The sequence below is a fragment of the Enterococcus sp. DIV0756 genome (assembly GCF_051710745.1).
GTDB lineage: Bacteria > Bacillota > Bacilli > Lactobacillales > Enterococcaceae > Enterococcus_A.
Genome location: NZ_JBIOLF010000001.1, coordinates 1,170,932 through 1,187,500 on the forward strand (window position 1 = coordinate 1,170,932; position 16,569 = coordinate 1,187,500).

Consider the following 16,569-nt stretch of genomic DNA (forward strand, 5'->3'; position numbering starts at 1 on the left):
GTCATATTACCTATGCTACACTTTTCTAAAGATGAGGAATTAGGATGTCGGTTCAACTTTGCCAGTTTTTCTTAGTGCTTTGTCAGTGCTACTTCCTGTTTTAGCAGCTTAGTAGAAAGATATGACTTCGAAAGTCCAGACAAATTCTTAGAAAAGACGAGTGTAATTAGAAAAATGGTATTCGAATGGGAATTTTTTGAATTTTTACGTTAAAAAAAGCGGTGTTACTTACGAGCTAGTTCAATATAAGTACATGTGCGCTTAAGTTGAATGAAACACGACATTCAAATCAAACTACTTTTTTCTAAGAGAAAAAAGTAGTCCTTTCGAATGAATAAGGAGGCATATAGATGGATGAACAAGGGATGAAATATGAGTTTGCGGCGAAGGTTTATCATCATTCATCCTCGCCTGAACTGGCAGGCTGGATGTTTGTTAAACTTCCAAAAGAATTATTAAGAGAAATTCGCAAGCTATTCAAAGAACTGGAAGAAGGTTGGGGAAGAATGCGAGTGAGTGTTAAAACAGGTGATAGTCAATGGAAGACATCAATTTGGTTCGATACGAAACAAGATAGGTATTTATTACCGATCAAAGCAGCGATCCGAAAAAAAGAAAAGATCGTAAAGGATGCGCTTGTTGAGATTGCGATTTGGATCAATGTTTAATCAACGAAATGAGGAGCTGGAAGAATTCGATTCTTTTAGCTTTTTTGCTAGTCATTCTGATGTAGAAGACCACGAAATTTTCAGATTAAAAAAATAAAACGAATCCTAATAAAAGTATTTAGTAAAAAGGAATCAATAGATAATGAAGTTTTTCACAATTTGTGATATTCAAGCAGTCTTTTTTGTGCTATTCTCTAGGATAAGAATTTTTTTAAAATTATTATCGGGATTGTAGGGGACAAGGAAGAGAGGCTTGATAGATGGAAGTTCTGCTAGAGAAAAAAGAAATCCTGCGTTACCTCGGTTATCGACGCAAGCAGGAGCTGACACCAGAAGTGGAGCAGCAAATCCAACAATTGATGCTAGAGGTTATGCAAGTCGCCAATCCACGCTACACATTTCTGATTTTTCCTTGCCAGCCGAATGAATCCAAACAACAGATTCAAGTCGTTGGAACAGATCTACTGTTGGAAGGTAAAGCCATATACAGTCACTTGAAAAATGCTAAAAAAGTTGCTTTACTGGCAGCGACCTTAGGATTAGAAGTGGAACGGCAGATTCGTAAATATGAATTGACAGAGATGAGCAGGGCCATGATTTTAGATGCCTGTTGTGTGGAATATATCGAAAAAATCTGCGACTTGGCTGAATGTGTCATTGAACAAGAAGTGGCTACTGAACACTTGATCTTAAATCGACGCTTCAGTCCCGGGTATGGCGACCTCCCAATTGAGACACAAGCAAAGTTTCTAGCAGTGACAGATGCCACGAGACGGATAGGAATCAATCTATCGGAAAATTTCTTGATGACTCCACGCAAATCCGTCACAGCGATTATCGGTCTCTTTGATGACGAGGCCGTTGCCCGACCGCGCCGAAAGCGTCCTGCTTGTAACGACTGCTCTATGAATAAAATCTGTGAATATCGAAGGTGAGAAAATGACGATTATCGAAGAATTAAGGGAAAATAGATTGCTCTTTGATGGAGCGATGGGAACGATGTTGCAAAAAATGGGACTGCCTGTTGGACTGGAGCCAGAATACTTCAATTTGAGTCATCCTGAGACGATCACACAGATTCATCAGGAATATGTATCCGCTGGTGCAGATGTCGTTACGACCAATACCTTTCAGGCAAATCGAGGGAAATTAAAACAAGATGAGCTGCCAGCGATCATTCAAGCTGCTGTTAAACTGGCAAGAGCTGCTCAGCCTAAATATGTCGCGTATGATATGGGCCCTATCGGTCAATTGATGGCCCCGATGGGAACCTTGAGTTTTGATCAAGCCTACGAAATGTTTCAAGAGCAGGCTGTATTAGCTGAAAAGTCCGGAGCAGATGTGGTCGTGGTTGAAACGATGTCGGATTTGTTAGAAACAAAGGCAGCAATATTAGCGATCAAGGAAAACACAAACCTGCCGATCTTTTGTACCATGACTTTTCAAGAGGATGGTCGGACATTTGTTGGCACGGACCCTGTGACAGCGGTCTTGACGCTCCAATCATTAGAAATTGACGCTGTTGGGGTGAATTGCTCGCTAGGACCGAATGAACTATTACCGATCGTAGAAGAGATTTTAAAATTTGCAAGTATACCAGTGATGGTGCAAGCCAATGCCGGTCTGCCTGAAATGAAGGACGGACAAACTTATTACTCGCTAACAGTGGCAGAGTATTGCTCTGCTGTCGAAAAAATGTTAGCGAATGGTGTACGAATCGTGGGTGGCTGTTGCGGGACAAACCCTGATTTTATTTTGAAATTACGGCAATTGGTTGATGAGGTACCAGCAGTGGCTGTATCTCCAAAAAAAGTTACAGCTGTGACTTCTGGCAGTCAAACAGTCATTTTAAATGATGGTCTACATCTAATCGGTGAACGGATCAATCCAACCGGCAAGAACCGGTTAAAAGAAGCGCTGCGTAAAAAAGATATTAGCTATGTTCTAAAGGAAGGCTTAAAGCAAATCGAAGCCGGTGCGGATATCTTGGATGTCAATGTCGGTTTACCGGAAATCGACGAGGCAGATATGATGCAAAAAGTCGTTCAAGAGCTTCAAGGAATCGTGACAGCTCCTTTGCAGATTGACAGTGTGAATATCGCCGCGATCGAGACTGGCGCTCGTTATTATAATGGTCGGCCATTAATCAATTCAGTCAATGGCAAAGCAGAAAGCATGAGTGAAGTGTTTCCTATCGCCAAAAAGTATGGCGCAGTTGTATTGGGCTTAACACTCGATGAGACGGGAATTCCAGATACGGCAGAAAAGCGCTTGGCAGTGGCGGAAAAAATTATTAAAACGGCCGCCAGCTACGGAATACCTAAAGAGGATGTCATGATTGATCCGCTGGTGTTAACAGCCTCTGCGCAGCAAGCTCAAGTGCAGGTGACGTTAGATACGATCAGATTGATTAGAGAGAAATTAGGCGTATTGACCGTCGCTGGTCTGAGTAACGTTTCCTTTGGTTTGCCAAATCGTGAAGTATTGAATGGTGCTTTCCTAGCTGTAGCAGTGGGTGCTGGACTCAATGCGCCAATCGTTAATCCACTTTCGGAATTTCTTATGCAGATGGTACAATCCCTGAAAGTCATTAATAATCAGGATCGTGATGCTGCAGATTATATTGCCAAAAGTCAGCATTTAACACTGACAAACCATCAATCAAACACTTCTGTTGAAATTGAACAAGGGCGAGAAAACGATTTGAAATCGTTGATTTTAAAGGGACAAAAAGAAGATACGCCTAGTTTAACGAAGCAATTACTAGAACGCATGACACCGCTTGAGATTGTCAATCAATATTTTATTCCAGCCTTAGATGAAGTGGGCTCAAAATTTGAACAGGGGATGTTGTTTTTGCCGCAGCTGATGCAGTCTGCGGAAGCTGTGCAACGCTCTCAGGAAGTGTTGAAGCAATACTTTGATGCTCATGGGCAAGAATCGGAATCAAAAGGAAAGATCCTTTTAGCTACCGTTCAAGGAGACATCCATGACATTGGCAAAAATATTGTTAAGATGGTGCTGGAAAATTATGGCTTTGAGGTAATCGATCTAGGCAAAGATGTGCCGATCGCAACGGTTATCGACACACTAAAAGAGCAAAAGATTCCGTTGGCGGGGCTGAGTGCACTGATGACTACTACTGTTCAGAACATGAAAGCGACAATCGAAGCGGCTAAAGAAGCCAATTTGGAGACAAAATTCATGGTGGGTGGCGCTGTTTTGAATGAAGAATACCGAGAATTCGTTGGTGCAGATTATTACGCCAAGGATGCCCTTAGTAGCGTAACAATCGCTCAAGAATTTTTCTCAGACAGAAAATAAAAATAGCCGCGTGAAATGATTACGAGCTTTTCATTTCACGCGGCTATCTCTACAGTTAATTGGTTTAAAAATACTTTTTACGATACTCTTGGACCACTGCGCGCGTAGAATAAATCTTTTCGGCATTTTCTTGATTTCGACTAATGTAAACATAGAATAGCAGGTCAATCGTAATGAACTGCGCTAAGATCGAATCAGTTGCGGCGCTGCGATACGTTGCTTCGGTTGGTCGAGAGGTTTGCAGACTCACATCAGAAAGCTTGGCCAATGGATTTTGTCCAAACTGAGTCAATGTAATGATTGGGATGCCTAGGTCTTTAGCCGTTTCTGCCAACGCGATCAATTCTGAGGTCAAACCAGAATTTGATACCAGCCAAATCACGGCATCTGTTTGATGGAGAACCAGCTGTGGCAAAATCGTATTGTAATCCTGTTCGCTAATAACATTCTTCCCCAAACGGCTCCATTTTTGGACAATATCGGTAGCCGCTAAATTGGATGCTCCGATGCCTAGAACGTAGCAAAATTCTTTTTCTTCCATTAACTTGCAGGCATCGAGAAATACGTCTTCATTGAATAAAGCGGTGGTTTCATCAATTGTAAAGCGTGCATTGCTGGCTAATTTATTTTTTAAGCTATGAAAAGATTCATCGTGCCCGACATCACTATAGGTGTTCTTGCTACGCCCTTGCATGGTTTCAGCAGATAATTCAATTTTTAAATCAGTCAGGCTGCTATAGCCCATTTTTTTTGAAAAACGTACTACCGTTGGAGCGCTTGCGCCCGAGGCTTCAGCGATCTCATTAGCTGTCATACTTGAAGCTTTTTCGCTATTGTCGCGGATAAAGCAATAAATTTTTTTTTCGGCTGCAGACATTTCTTTCTGCATGCTTTTCATATGAGAAAGAACACTCATGTAGGGTTACTCCTTTTGATCTTTTTTCCCATTATACCATTTTCAGAATAAAATTTATTTTTTCTATAGAACAGCAAAACGGTCTTTCCTTTTTTTTGAAAAGTCGTATGATAATAAAAGAATCTTTTCTAAAGGAGTTTACTAAATGGCTTTGATTGATTTTATTTTGCACATTGATGCCCATATGGTGTCATTGGTTCATCAATACGGTGTAGGAATTTATCCAATTTTATTTGCAATTGTTTTTATTGAAACAGGCGTCGTGATCTTTCCTTTTTTGCCAGGGGATTCATTTCTATTTGCGGCTGGAGCACTGACTGCATTGGGAGGTAGTGTTCTGCATTTGCCTTATGTGATTGGTATTTGCATAATTGCGGCGATTCTTGGGGACATGATGAATTACTGGATTGGGCATACGATTGGGGTGAAAGCCTTGTATCATCGACCAATTTCTCGATTTATCAAGGAAGAAAAAGTACGTGAGGCAGAAAATTTCTTTAATGAGCGTGGGAAATGGACCATCTTCTTAGGACGCTTTATGCCTTTTGTTCGTACGTTTATTCCCTTCATTGCTGGTTCTAGTAGAATGAACTGGGGTATTTTCTCAAGCTTCAATGTTTTTGGAGCGATCGTTTGGGGGACAGTTGTTACTTTAGCTGGTTATTTCTTAGGTAATATCCCTTTGGTTAGTGAACACTTTTCATTGATCATGCTAATAATCGTTTTTGTTTCACTGATTCCGATTATGATTCCATATATCAAACAGAAAATTCGGGCATAAGAAAGAGCTTGGAGGTTTCCCAAAAAAGGAAGCTCCTAAGCTCTTTTTCACTATACGGAAAGTATATAATTTCGCTATACAGCAGGTATATCCTCGTTCGTAAATCTTTTCTTAATTACAAATGGAAATACAAAATTTCTGGCGTCACTCGAAAGCGCAATGGAGGTCCGGTGGTTCCTAAGCCAGTATTAACGACCAAGCTCGTTTTGGGTGTCAAAGCATAGATTCCTTGATCATACAGCTTTGATCCAAAATTCTTATAAGGAAAGATCGGAAAACGGATTTGTCCGCCATGGCTGTGCCCAGATAAGATCAGATCAAAGCGTCCGAGGCCATTCAGGTGTTGCACTTGATCAGGTTCATGAATCATCAAGATCGAAAAAGGAGCATCCTTTGGCAGGGTATTGTAATCAGGCTGACCTTCTTGTCCATCATCAATCCCTGTTAAACTTACCTGTTCCACTAGTGCACTTTGATTTTTTAACAAAGTGAAACCACCAGCAGCCAGTATTTCACTGACTGCTTCTTGTCCGTTGGAACGATAATCATGATTGCCTAATATAGCAAATTTTCCTTGCGAGGCATTAATTTTCGCTAATTGCTGACTAATTTTTTGGCAGTCCCGTGTTTCCCAGTAGCGATAATTTTCAATTAAATCACCAGTAAATAACACAATATCTGGTTTTTCATCATTCAGTTTTGCAACAATTTTGTCAAACCGTTTCGGCGAATAAAAAAGGGAAAAGTGACTATCGCTGATTTGCGCGATGGTCCATCCGGCTTTTTTTCCTTTCTGAACGATTAAGGTGTCTTCTTTTGTGATCTTAAAATGCTTTTCAACCAATTGATAGGTGGCGTATCGGCAATAGATCAGAAAGAGGACTGCAAGGGTAACAAAGAATAGAATCATTTCTACCACTTTCTTTCTGATTTTTTCGTCAGTATAGCCAAAAGAAAGACCTGTCACAAGTTGGACAGGTCGGATTTAATGATTATTTAAATCGTGCGAACCGTCTCCCGTTGAATCAAGTGATGAGGGACGACTAATTGAACACCGGTTGATTGTTTTTGATCAATTTTTTCCATCAGCTTTTGGGTCCCTAGGCGACCGAGATCAGAAATATCGATATCAATGGTTGTTAAATAGGGATGAACCAATGTGGCAAAAATTGAATTATTAAAGCTGATTACTGAGAGATCATCCGGTACTTTATACCCATGCAAACCTGCTAGCTGAATCATTCGTAGAGCAAAGATATCATCGATCACGACCAAGGCCGTCGCACCAGTTTCTTCAATCACTTCAGGAAACCTTGTGTAATCCTCGGGTTGAAGCATTGCTAATGGAGGATGCGTTGGCAATCCTTGTAGCATCATCGCTTCTTGATACCCGAAGTAACGTTCGAAGAAGATTACTTCTTGGTTTACATTCGAGACAAATAAGATATTCTTGTGTCCTTTTTCGATGAGATGCTCCGTTGCTTGTTTGCCTAGCAATTGATTGTCGTTATCGACATATAAGATGTCCGCTTCTCTTTTTGGGGGGCGCCCGATCAAAGTAAACGGAATTTTGTTTTGATACAGATAGTCGGCAATCGGATCATCTTTCTCGGAATAGGCTAAAATAAATCCGTCTACCTGCTTTTGACGATGCATTCGTGTAACGTTTTCTAAGAGAGTCTCACTATTATCTGAAGAAGCAACCGCGGTTGTCACTTGGAATTCAGCGGCAGTCTCATTGACCGCATTCAGTAGCTCTAAATAAAAGGGGTTGCCTAGGCGTTCACGAGAATTCAACGGTGGTAAAATTACACCTAGTGAATTAGCGCGCTGCTTTCCAAGATTTCGTGCGGTTACGTTCGGGAAGTAGCCCATTTCATCCATAACCTTGCGAACCCGTTGTTTCGTTTCGTCTGAAATACTGGGATGATCATTGATCACGCGGGAAACAGTAGAAGGAGAGACATTCGCTTTTTTAGCCACGTCTTTAACTGTTGATGTCATTTTCGCTCTCCTTTCTCATTAATAGTGATGAATTATTTATTCCATTGTTTTTCTAAAAATGCTAGTGTTAATTCTGAAGTGGAAGAAACCAAAGCGATATCCTCGCCTAATTGTTCCGCTTGTCCAACTCCCACAGGAAGGGCACCACAAGCTTTAATCGCAGCAATCCCAGCCTGAGCATCCTCGATTCCAACACATTCATCTGGATCTAAACCGACTTCATGTGCGGCAAGAATGAAGATATCTGGTGCTGGCTTTCCAGCGGCAACTTTTGCTGGATCAGCGATGCCATCAAAATATTCGGTCAAAGCCATTTGCTTTAATAGAAAAGGCCCGTTTTTACTAGCTGAAGCCAGAGAAATTTTGATGCCGGCTTCTTTTAATTCTTTTAATAGCGCCAAAATCCCAGGATAAACATCTTTAGGGGAAACTGCTTGAATCATTTCAACATAATTGTCATTTTTTGTCTTTGCCAAATTCTGAAATTCTGCTTCAGAAAAATCCTTTTCACGATTGCCGTGTTGAAGAATCAACCGCAAAGAATCTTCACGACTAACCCCTTTTAATTTTTCGTTAAATGCGCGATCAATCGTAATTCCTAAGCCATCAGCCAGTTTTTTCCACGCCAGGTAATGATATTCGGCAGTATCAGTAATTACCCCGTCTAAATCAAATAGAACTCCTTTAAACATTTGATGCCTCCTGTTCTAATGGAACCGTCACTGTCTCGCTTAAAGAAATTTCTTTCCCATAAAGCATCATAGCTAAGGTCGGTCCATCTTTCAAGTCAATTTGTACTTCTTTTTGATTTACACTAATAGCTAATAGTCGGCCACGGTAATTAATGTGGAATGAATAATGATCCCAATCTTTTGGCAATAATGGCGCAAAGCTTAACGTGCCAGTAGTTGTCTTCATTTGTGCGAAACCTTGGACGATAGCTAACCAGCTACCAGTCATGGAAGTGATGTGTAAACCGTCATCTGTGTCATTATTATAATTATCCAGATCCAAACGAGCGGTTCTTTGATACATTTCCATCGATTTATCGGTTAATCCAAGTTCAGCAGCCAAAATTGCATGAATGGAAGGAGATAAGGATGACTCATGAACGGTCATTGGTTCATAGAATTCAAAGTTTTTTCGTTTTTCTTCTATTGTAAATTGATCGCCGAAGAAATAAATTCCTTGGAGAACATCCGCCTGTTTGATGAAGCAAGAACGCAAAATTTTATCCCAAGACCAGTTTTGGTTCAATGGACGATCTTCGGGAGATAAATCAGAAACTGGCATTAAATCTTTATCTAAGAAGGTATCATGCTGCACAAAAATACCTAATTCTTCATCAGTCGGGAAGTACATATGCTCGATAATATCTTGCCATTTTGCTTGTTCTTCGACCGAAATTGAGACAGACGCTTGCGCCTGATATTTACGATAATTTTCCAAGGTGTAGGATAGGACCCAAGTTGCTAAATAATTGGTGTACCAATTGTTATTGATATTGTTTTCGTATTCGTTTGGTCCTGTTACGCCGTGGATCATATATTTTTGCTGCCGTTTTGAGTAATGCACGCGATCCGCCCAGAAGCGAGCAATCTCTGTTAAAACCTCAAGACCTTCCTTTTGGATGTAGCTTTCATCGCCAGTATAGGTTGTATAGTTGTAAATCGCGTGAGCAATCGCACCATTGCGATGAATTTCTTCGAAGGTGATTTCCCATTCGTTGTGACATTCGATCCCAGTAAAGGTAACCATCGGATATAAGGCGCCTTTTAATCCTTGTTGCCGAGCATTGTGCTGTGCTTGAGGTAATTGATTGTGGCGGTATTTTAATAAGTTTTTGGTTACATTTGGGTCTGAAATACCAAGATACATTGGTACCGCGTAAGCTTCTGTATCCCAATAAGTTGCACCCCCATATTTTTCTCCAGTAAACCCTTTTGGTCCGATATTCAGCCGATCATCTTCACCGTAATACGTAGAGAATAATTGGAAGATGTTGAAACGAATTCCTTGCTGAGCTTCATCATCCCCGCTAATTAACACATCCGCTAAAGCCCAACGATTTGCCCAAGCCTCATTTTGCTCTGCTAATAATTCTTCGTAAGGTGCGGCATATTCTGTTAATAAGGCGATAGCCTTTTCGCTTTGGTCAGCTTCAGGAATGTCTCGACTAGTTAAGACAACCACTCGTTTATCCAGCTGAATGGGTTGGTTAACTTTCAACTGATACGTAAATGTTTCAGCAACCTCTAGTGTATCATCCTGCTGCAAGCCAATTATAGAGCTAGTGTGCTGCATAGCACCAGTCACAGAGAATTGCTCAATCCCAAAATTATTTGGGATTGTTTGTGTGGTCAGGAAGCTGATGTCTTCTCGATGGCCGCGTTCCTTTTCTAGCCAAAACATTTCTTCGTAATTACTGTCTTCATTTTGGACGTTGCTATCTATTTTGGATGTAACTTTCAATTCGGCCTCACCAGTTAAACATTCTGCAGTAAGTCGAATTACAGCAAGTTCTTGCTTAACAACACTTAGAAAGCGCTGGAGGGTGAAACGAATTTTCGCAGTATCAATTGTTACGGTAAAGGTACGAGTTAGAACACCATTTTGCATGTTCAATTCTAAATCAAAATCTTCAACATCCATCACCGCTAAGTCAATTTCTCGGTTATTTACGAATAACTTCATTTGAATAAAATCCAAAGCGTTGATTACTTTACCAAAATATTCAGGGTACCCGTTTTTCCACCAACCAACACGAGTTTTGTCAGGGTACCAAATGCCTGCAAGATAGGTTCCTTGATGGTGGTCTCCGCTATACGTTTCTTCAAAATTTCCACGCATCCCCATATAACCGTTTCCTATACTAGTTAACGATTCCTGTAAACGACGGTTTTCTTTATCTAACTTAGTAGTTCTAATTTTCCAAGGGTCAATTTCAAAAAGACGCTGAACTGTTTTCATAATAAATCCTCCTTAATGATTTCCTAGTTCCATAATAAACGCAACCGGTTGCGCAAGTCAAGTATTAGTTGACTATTTCATTTTGTCAATTTATTCATTGGGTCAGTAGTTTTTAAAATAATTTTACTGAAAGAGTTTACAAATTGTAATTATGAGTATATAATGCGAATTAACGAAACCGATTGCGTAATTGTTCGCAACATTAAAAATTAGGAGGAACAAGCATGAAAGGAATCAAAAAGCTCTTTAGTTTTGAGTTTTGGCAAAAATTTGGAAAGGCGCTAATGGTGGTAATTGCGGTTATGCCGGCAGCGGGGTTAATGATCAGTATTGGGAAATCTTTACCATTAATCAATGAGAATATCGCGTGGTTGGCTACGACTGGTGGTGTGGTTGAAAACATCGGTTGGGCAATCATCGGAAATCTACATCTACTATTTGCTTTGGCAATAGGGGGTAGTTGGGCGAAAGAGCGAGCAGGTGGTGCATTTGCGGCAGGGCTATCATTCATTTTAATTAATCGAATCACCGGCTCGATTTTTGGGATTACTTCAGAGATGCTGGCTGATCCAAATGCAATGACACATACGTTGTTTGGCCAAAAGATTATGGTTGATGGTTACTTTACTAGTGTTTTGGAAGCACCTGCATTAAATATGGGTGTTTTTGTCGGAATCATAGCTGGTTTTGTGGGGGCAACCGCGTACAATAAATACTACAACTTTAGAAAATTGCCAGAGGTACTAACGTTCTTTAACGGAAAACGGTTTGTTCCATTTGTGGTTATCTTACGTTCAGTTATCGTTGCATTGGTTTTAGCTTTCTTATGGCCGATTATCCAAACAGGAATCAATGAATTTGGTAAATGGATCGCAAACTCACAAGAAACTGCTCCGATATTAGCGCCGTTTCTATATGGGACACTGGAACGGTTGCTGCTGCCGTTTGGATTGCATCACATGTTGACCATTCCAATGAACTATACACAATTAGGTGGTACCTACGAGATTCTAACCGGAGCACAAGCTGGAAGCCAAGTGTTGGGACAAGATCCGCTATGGTTAGCTTGGGCAACAGATTTAGTCAACTTAAAGAACAATGGTGACATGTCTCAATATCAACAGGTATTGACTCAATGGACACCGGCCCGTTTTAAAGTGGGACAAATGATTGGTTCTTCAGGAATCTTAATGGGGTTGACATTAGCGATGTATCGTAACGTTGATCCAGATAAGAAGAAAAAATATAAATCTATGTTCCTTTCAGCAGCAGTAGCTGTATTCTTAACCGGGGTAACCGAACCGTTGGAGTTCATGTTTATGTTCGTGGCTGTACCACTGTATGCTTGCTATGCAGTGATTCAAGGAGCTGCCTTCGCAATGGCTGATTTGATCAATTTGCGTGTTCACTCATTCGGGAATATTGAATTGTTGACCCGTGTACCAATGGCTTTGCGAGCAGGTTTAGGCAATGATTTACTCAACTTTGTATTAACAAGTATAGCGTTTGGGGTATTTACTTATTTCTTTGCGAACTTTATGATTAAAAAATTCAACTTTGCTACACCGGGAAGAAACGGAAATTACGAGGTTGATAGCGAAGAAACAGTGAGCGCTTCAGAAGACGGATCTGTCTCAGCAGATTCACAAATTGTAAAGATTATCAATCTGCTAGGTGGTCCGCAAAATATCTCTGATGTGGATGCTTGCATGACTCGTTTACGGGTAACAGTAGCAGACAAAACAATTGTTGGTGATGAAGAAGCTTGGAAGAAAGCAGGAGCAATGGGGCTTTTGGTCAAGGACAATGGCGTTCAAGCAGTATACGGACCTAAGGCAGACATACTAAAATCAGATATTCAAGATTTACTAGATTCAGGTGTAAAGATTCCAAAGAATACGAGTCAATCTGACTTGTCGAAACCTGATAAGAACGTTGTTTCCTTCAAAGGCTTGCACGCAGAATTTGTTGCACCAGCAAATGGTGAACTGATTCCGATTGATCAGGTACAAGATGAGGTATTCTCGCAAAAAATGATGGGTGAAGGCTTTGCTGTTATCCCAGAAAACGGTGAGATTGCTAGTCCAGTAACGGGAACAATCGTTTCGGTCTTTCCAACTAAACATGCCATTGGAATCAAAACGAATGATGGGATTGAAGTGCTACTTCATATGGGGATCGATACCGTGGATTTAGGTGGAGAAGCTTTCGATATTAAAGTTCGAGAAGGCGAAATAGTCAAAGCAGGAAAAATTATAGCCACTGCTGATTTAGCTAAAATCCAAGACTCTGGCAAAATGACGACCATGATTGTCGTGTTCACAAATGGTGACAAGATCGAAAATTACCATTATGATAAAACAGGACTCGTTTCTCGTGGGGAAACGATTGGAACAATCGATTATTAAAGTGGGGCGAGAGCAATTAAAGTATTGACCTTGAACACTCATAGCTGGATGGAAGATAATGATCACCAGCAAATAGAGGTGTTGGCAAGACGTATTGCAAAAGAAAACTATGATTTGATTGGTTTGCAAGAAGTGAATCAACTGATTGCAAGTCCGCTAGCAGAAGTGGATAAGTCTTTTCAACCAACCAAAGAGCAACAGGCGATTCATCAAGACAACTTTCTTTTCTGTTTAACCAAACGACTAAGGGAGCTGGGGTGTTACTATTATTGGAGTTGGACCTATAATCACATTGGCTATGATATTTATCATGAAGGCATCGGTCTAATGTCGAAAACACCTTTCAAACCAAAGAGTTGTCTACTCTCAGTCAGTTCTGATCCGACTGATTACCATACAAGAAGAGCGGTGATAGGGGAAACAATTATCGATGCGCGTAAGGTAATCGTAGTAAGTAGTCATTTTTCTTGGTGGCAAGATAAAAAAAGTGCATTTGCCTACGAGTGGCGTTCATTGGAGCAAGTACTTTTAAGTGAACAAGGAAAGCTGATCGTAATGGGGGATTTTAATAATGATGCTACGAAAATCGATGAAGGCTATGACCTGATCAGAAATAGCGGATTAGAATTACAGGATACTTTCAGTTTTGCCAAATCTAAAATTGGAGAAAATACGGTTGAAGAAGCGATCGACGGTTGGGATGGAAATACGAAAGGGCTTCGAATTGATTATGTGTTTTGCTCTCAAGGTTTTGAAATAGAGAGTTATGTAGTCGTTTTTAATGGGGAAAATGAGGATATCATTAGTGATCATTATGGAGTAGAAGTAGCGATGGACTAGCAATTTGCTAGTCCATTTTCTATTCGAGTGAAATTTTTTTGAAAAAGTGTTGAAAAGTATTTGACATTATTTTTCAATATGATATTATCAATAACGTTGCTGAAACACGTTGATACAACAACGAAAAATAAGTGTTGACAAGTTTTTTATTCAATGCTATTATTTCGAAGTTGTCCATTTGATTTCAGAACTTTTTCAAAATTAAATGAAAAAAGTTGTTGACATCCATTCGGTAACCTGATATGATATAAAAGTTGCTGAAACAAAGCAACAAAAATGTAGACCTTTGAAAACTGAACGAATAAAACAAACCAAATGTGTAGGGCGCTTCTATTATAGAAGCAAACAACATAGCAAGCAATATGCTAGCAAGTCAATTATTACAATTGAGCTTAACAGTCGCAAGACTGTTTCAAACACTTTTTATGAGAGTTTGATCCTGGCTCAGGACGAACGCTGGCGGCGTGCCTAATACATGCAAGTCGAACGCTTTTTCTTTCACCGGAGCTTGCTCCACCGAAAGAAAAGGAGTGGCGAACGGGTGAGTAACACGTGGGTAACCTGCCCATCAGAAGGGGATAACACTTGGAAACAGGTGCTAATACCGTATAATAATCGAAACCGCATGGTTTCGGTTTGAAAGGCGCTTTTGCGTCACTGATGGATGGACCCGCGGTGCATTAGCTAGTTGGTGAGGTAACGGCTCACCAAGGCAACGATGCATAGCCGACCTGAGAGGGTGATCGGCCACATTGGGACTGAGACACGGCCCAAACTCCTACGGGAGGCAGCAGTAGGGAATCTTCGGCAATGGACGAAAGTCTGACCGAGCAACGCCGCGTGAGTGAAGAAGGTTTTCGGATCGTAAAACTCTGTTGTTAGAGAAGAACAAGGATGAGAGTAAAATGTTCATCCCTTGACGGTATCTAACCAGAAAGCCACGGCTAACTACGTGCCAGCAGCCGCGGTAATACGTAGGTGGCAAGCGTTGTCCGGATTTATTGGGCGTAAAGCGAGCGCAGGCGGTTTCTTAAGTCTGATGTGAAAGCCCCCGGCTCAACCGGGGAGGGTCATTGGAAACTGGGAAACTTGAGTGCAGAAGAGGAGAGTGGAATTCCATGTGTAGCGGTGAAATGCGTAGATATATGGAGGAACACCAGTGGCGAAGGCGGCTCTCTGGTCTGTAACTGACGCTGAGGCTCGAAAGCGTGGGGAGCAAACAGGATTAGATACCCTGGTAGTCCACGCCGTAAACGATGAGTGCTAAGTGTTGGAGGGTTTCCGCCCTTCAGTGCTGCAGCTAACGCATTAAGCACTCCGCCTGGGGAGTACGACCGCAAGGTTGAAACTCAAAGGAATTGACGGGGGCCCGCACAAGCGGTGGAGCATGTGGTTTAATTCGAAGCAACGCGAAGAACCTTACCAGGTCTTGACATCCTTTGACCACTCTAGAGATAGAGCTTCCCCTTCGGGGGCAAAGTGACAGGTGGTGCATGGTTGTCGTCAGCTCGTGTCGTGAGATGTTGGGTTAAGTCCCGCAACGAGCGCAACCCTTATTGTTAGTTGCCATCATTTAGTTGGGCACTCTAGCGAGACTGCCGGTGACAAACCGGAGGAAGGTGGGGATGACGTCAAATCATCATGCCCCTTATGACCTGGGCTACACACGTGCTACAATGGGAAGTACAACGAGTCGCGAAGTCGCGAGGCTAAGCTAATCTCTTAAAGCTTCTCTCAGTTCGGATTGTAGGCTGCAACTCGCCTACATGAAGCCGGAATCGCTAGTAATCGCGGATCAGCACGCCGCGGTGAATACGTTCCCGGGCCTTGTACACACCGCCCGTCACACCACGAGAGTTTGTAACACCCGAAGTCGGTGAGGTAACCTTTTGGAGCCAGCCGCCTAAGGTGGGATAGATGATTGGGGTGAAGTCGTAACAAGGTAGCCGTATCGGAAGGTGCGGCTGGATCACCTCCTTTCTAAGGAATCAGTTCATCTAAGATGAACGTTACGGAAACTACACAGGCTTGCTTTTATTCGTTCAGTTTTGAGAGGTTTACTCTCAAATCGTTCATTGAAAACTGGATACAGAAACAATAATTTAAACAAACCGAGAACACCGCGTTGAATGAGTTTTTTAATAAGTTCAATTGCTTATTTATTACTAAGGAACATGATCGCTCATGGAAATTAGTAAGACCCTTGACGAAAGTCAAGATAAGGTTAAGTGAATAAGGGCGCACGGTGGATGCCTTGGCACTAGGAGCCGATGAAGGACGGGACTAACACCGATATGCTTCGGGGAGCTGTAAGTAAGCTTTGATCCGGAGATTTCCGAATGGGGAAACCCAGCATCTTTTATAGGATGTTACTTTTCAGTGAATACATAGCTGATTAGAGGTAGACGCAGAGAACTGAAACATCTAAGTACCTGCAGGAAGAGAAAGAAAAATCGATTCCCTGAGTAGCGGCGAGCGAAACGGGAAAAGCCCAAACCAAGAGGCTTGCCTCTTGGGGTTGTAGGACTCCGATATGGTAGTCCAGTGAGATAGTCGAAGGACCTGGAAAGGTCTGCTAGAAAGGGTAAAAGCCCCGTAGACAAAATTTGACTGGCACCTAGGAGGATCCTGAGTACGGCGGAACACGAGGAATTCCGT

Annotated in this window: 11 protein-coding genes and 2 rRNA genes (1 of these 13 running past the window's edge); 8 read left to right on the plus strand and 5 right to left on the minus strand. The window is 41.6% G+C overall.

Features of this window, described 5'->3' with window-relative positions; translation table 11 throughout:
* The first annotated feature begins 350 nt into the window (after nucleotides 1–350).
* From IGI44_RS05615 to IGI44_RS05625, 3 genes are all read left to right on the plus strand, one after another.
* The gene (locus IGI44_RS05615; RefSeq protein ID WP_438786817.1) at nucleotides 351–668 is read left to right on the plus strand and encodes a DUF1905 domain-containing protein; all 318 of its coding nucleotides are present in this window, start codon (nucleotides 351–353) and stop codon (nucleotides 666–668) included.
* Between the two features lie 260 nt (nucleotides 669–928).
* Nucleotides 929–1,603, plus strand: a complete 675-nt coding sequence (locus tag IGI44_RS05620) for a vitamin B12 dependent-methionine synthase activation domain-containing protein (RefSeq protein WP_438786818.1) — start codon at nucleotides 929–931, stop codon at nucleotides 1,601–1,603.
* 4 nt (nucleotides 1,604–1,607) lie between these two features.
* Complete coding sequence (locus tag IGI44_RS05625) at nucleotides 1,608–3,992, plus strand: homocysteine S-methyltransferase family protein (protein WP_438786819.1); 2,385 nt, start codon at nucleotides 1,608–1,610, stop codon at nucleotides 3,990–3,992.
* 64 nt (nucleotides 3,993–4,056) lie between these two features.
* On the opposite strand, the gene IGI44_RS05630 is transcribed toward IGI44_RS05625, so the two are convergent.
* Nucleotides 4,057–4,908 (minus strand): MurR/RpiR family transcriptional regulator, encoded by an 852-nt coding sequence (locus IGI44_RS05630; protein ID WP_438786820.1) that lies wholly within the window; start codon nucleotides 4,906–4,908, stop codon nucleotides 4,057–4,059.
* Nucleotides 4,909–5,053: 145 nt separating this feature from the next.
* On the opposite strand from IGI44_RS05630, the gene IGI44_RS05635 reads away from it, so the two are divergent.
* Nucleotides 5,054–5,689 (plus strand): VTT domain-containing protein, encoded by a 636-nt coding sequence (locus tag IGI44_RS05635; RefSeq protein ID WP_438786821.1) that lies wholly within the window; start codon nucleotides 5,054–5,056, stop codon nucleotides 5,687–5,689.
* A gap of 115 nt (nucleotides 5,690–5,804) precedes the next feature.
* On the opposite strand, the gene IGI44_RS05640 is transcribed toward IGI44_RS05635, so the two are convergent.
* The 4 genes from IGI44_RS05640 to IGI44_RS05655 all read right to left on the minus strand — a co-directional run bounded on the left by IGI44_RS05640 (nucleotide 5,805) and on the right by IGI44_RS05655 (nucleotide 10,663).
* Nucleotides 5,805–6,599 (minus strand): metallophosphoesterase, encoded by a 795-nt coding sequence (locus IGI44_RS05640; protein ID WP_438786822.1) that lies wholly within the window; start codon nucleotides 6,597–6,599, stop codon nucleotides 5,805–5,807.
* 86 nt (nucleotides 6,600–6,685) lie between these two features.
* Nucleotides 6,686–7,693: a LacI family DNA-binding transcriptional regulator gene (locus IGI44_RS05645; RefSeq protein WP_438786823.1), complete on the minus strand. Its 1,008-nt coding sequence runs from the start codon at nucleotides 7,691–7,693 to the stop codon at nucleotides 6,686–6,688.
* Between the two features lie 32 nt (nucleotides 7,694–7,725).
* The gene (gene pgmB, locus IGI44_RS05650) at nucleotides 7,726–8,385 is read right to left on the minus strand and encodes a beta-phosphoglucomutase (protein WP_438786824.1); all 660 of its coding nucleotides are present in this window, start codon (nucleotides 8,383–8,385) and stop codon (nucleotides 7,726–7,728) included.
* Nucleotides 8,378–10,663: a glycoside hydrolase family 65 protein gene (locus tag IGI44_RS05655; RefSeq protein ID WP_438786825.1), complete on the minus strand. Its 2,286-nt coding sequence runs from the start codon at nucleotides 10,661–10,663 to the stop codon at nucleotides 8,378–8,380. Before IGI44_RS05655 ends, pgmB begins: the two co-directional genes overlap by 8 nt.
* Before the next feature lie 224 nt (nucleotides 10,664–10,887).
* Here IGI44_RS05655 and IGI44_RS05660 point away from each other — a divergent pair, with 224 nt between their 5' ends.
* The 4 genes from IGI44_RS05660 to IGI44_RS05675 all read left to right on the plus strand — a co-directional run.
* Nucleotides 10,888–13,071 (plus strand): PTS transporter subunit IIBC, encoded by a 2,184-nt coding sequence (locus IGI44_RS05660; RefSeq protein WP_438786826.1) that lies wholly within the window; start codon nucleotides 10,888–10,890, stop codon nucleotides 13,069–13,071.
* 24 nt (nucleotides 13,072–13,095) lie between these two features.
* On the plus strand, nucleotides 13,096–13,911 hold the full coding sequence (locus tag IGI44_RS05665; RefSeq protein ID WP_438786827.1) for an endonuclease/exonuclease/phosphatase family protein: 816 nt from the start codon (nucleotides 13,096–13,098) through the stop codon (nucleotides 13,909–13,911).
* A gap of 421 nt (nucleotides 13,912–14,332) precedes the next feature.
* Nucleotides 14,333–15,891, plus strand: a 16S ribosomal RNA gene (locus IGI44_RS05670).
* Between the two features lie 242 nt (nucleotides 15,892–16,133).
* Nucleotides 16,134–16,569 (plus strand): 23S ribosomal RNA (locus tag IGI44_RS05675); it runs 2,476 nt beyond the window's last position.
* The 16S and 23S rRNA genes sit together here, the layout of an rRNA operon.

Bases quoted from the DNA above. Each gene is read 5' to 3' on its own strand.
- IGI44_RS05615 (WP_438786817.1), top strand. From the start codon at position 351: ATGGATGAACAAGGGATGAAATATGAGTTTGCGGCGAAGGTTTATCAT.
- IGI44_RS05620 (WP_438786818.1), top strand. From the start codon at position 929: ATGGAAGTTCTGCTAGAGAAAAAAGAAATCCTGCGTTACCTCGGTTAT.
- IGI44_RS05625 (WP_438786819.1), top strand. From the start codon at position 1,608: ATGACGATTATCGAAGAATTAAGGGAAAATAGATTGCTCTTTGATGGA.
- IGI44_RS05630 (WP_438786820.1), bottom strand. From the start codon at position 4,908: ATGAGTGTTCTTTCTCATATGAAAAGCATGCAGAAAGAAATGTCTGCA.
- IGI44_RS05635 (WP_438786821.1), top strand. From the start codon at position 5,054: ATGGCTTTGATTGATTTTATTTTGCACATTGATGCCCATATGGTGTCA.
- IGI44_RS05640 (WP_438786822.1), bottom strand. From the start codon at position 6,599: ATGATTCTATTCTTTGTTACCCTTGCAGTCCTCTTTCTGATCTATTGC.
- IGI44_RS05645 (WP_438786823.1), bottom strand. From the start codon at position 7,693: ATGACATCAACAGTTAAAGACGTGGCTAAAAAAGCGAATGTCTCTCCT.
- pgmB (WP_438786824.1), bottom strand. From the start codon at position 8,385: ATGTTTAAAGGAGTTCTATTTGATTTAGACGGGGTAATTACTGATACT.
- IGI44_RS05655 (WP_438786825.1), bottom strand. From the start codon at position 10,663: ATGAAAACAGTTCAGCGTCTTTTTGAAATTGACCCTTGGAAAATTAGA.
- IGI44_RS05660 (WP_438786826.1), top strand. From the start codon at position 10,888: ATGAAAGGAATCAAAAAGCTCTTTAGTTTTGAGTTTTGGCAAAAATTT.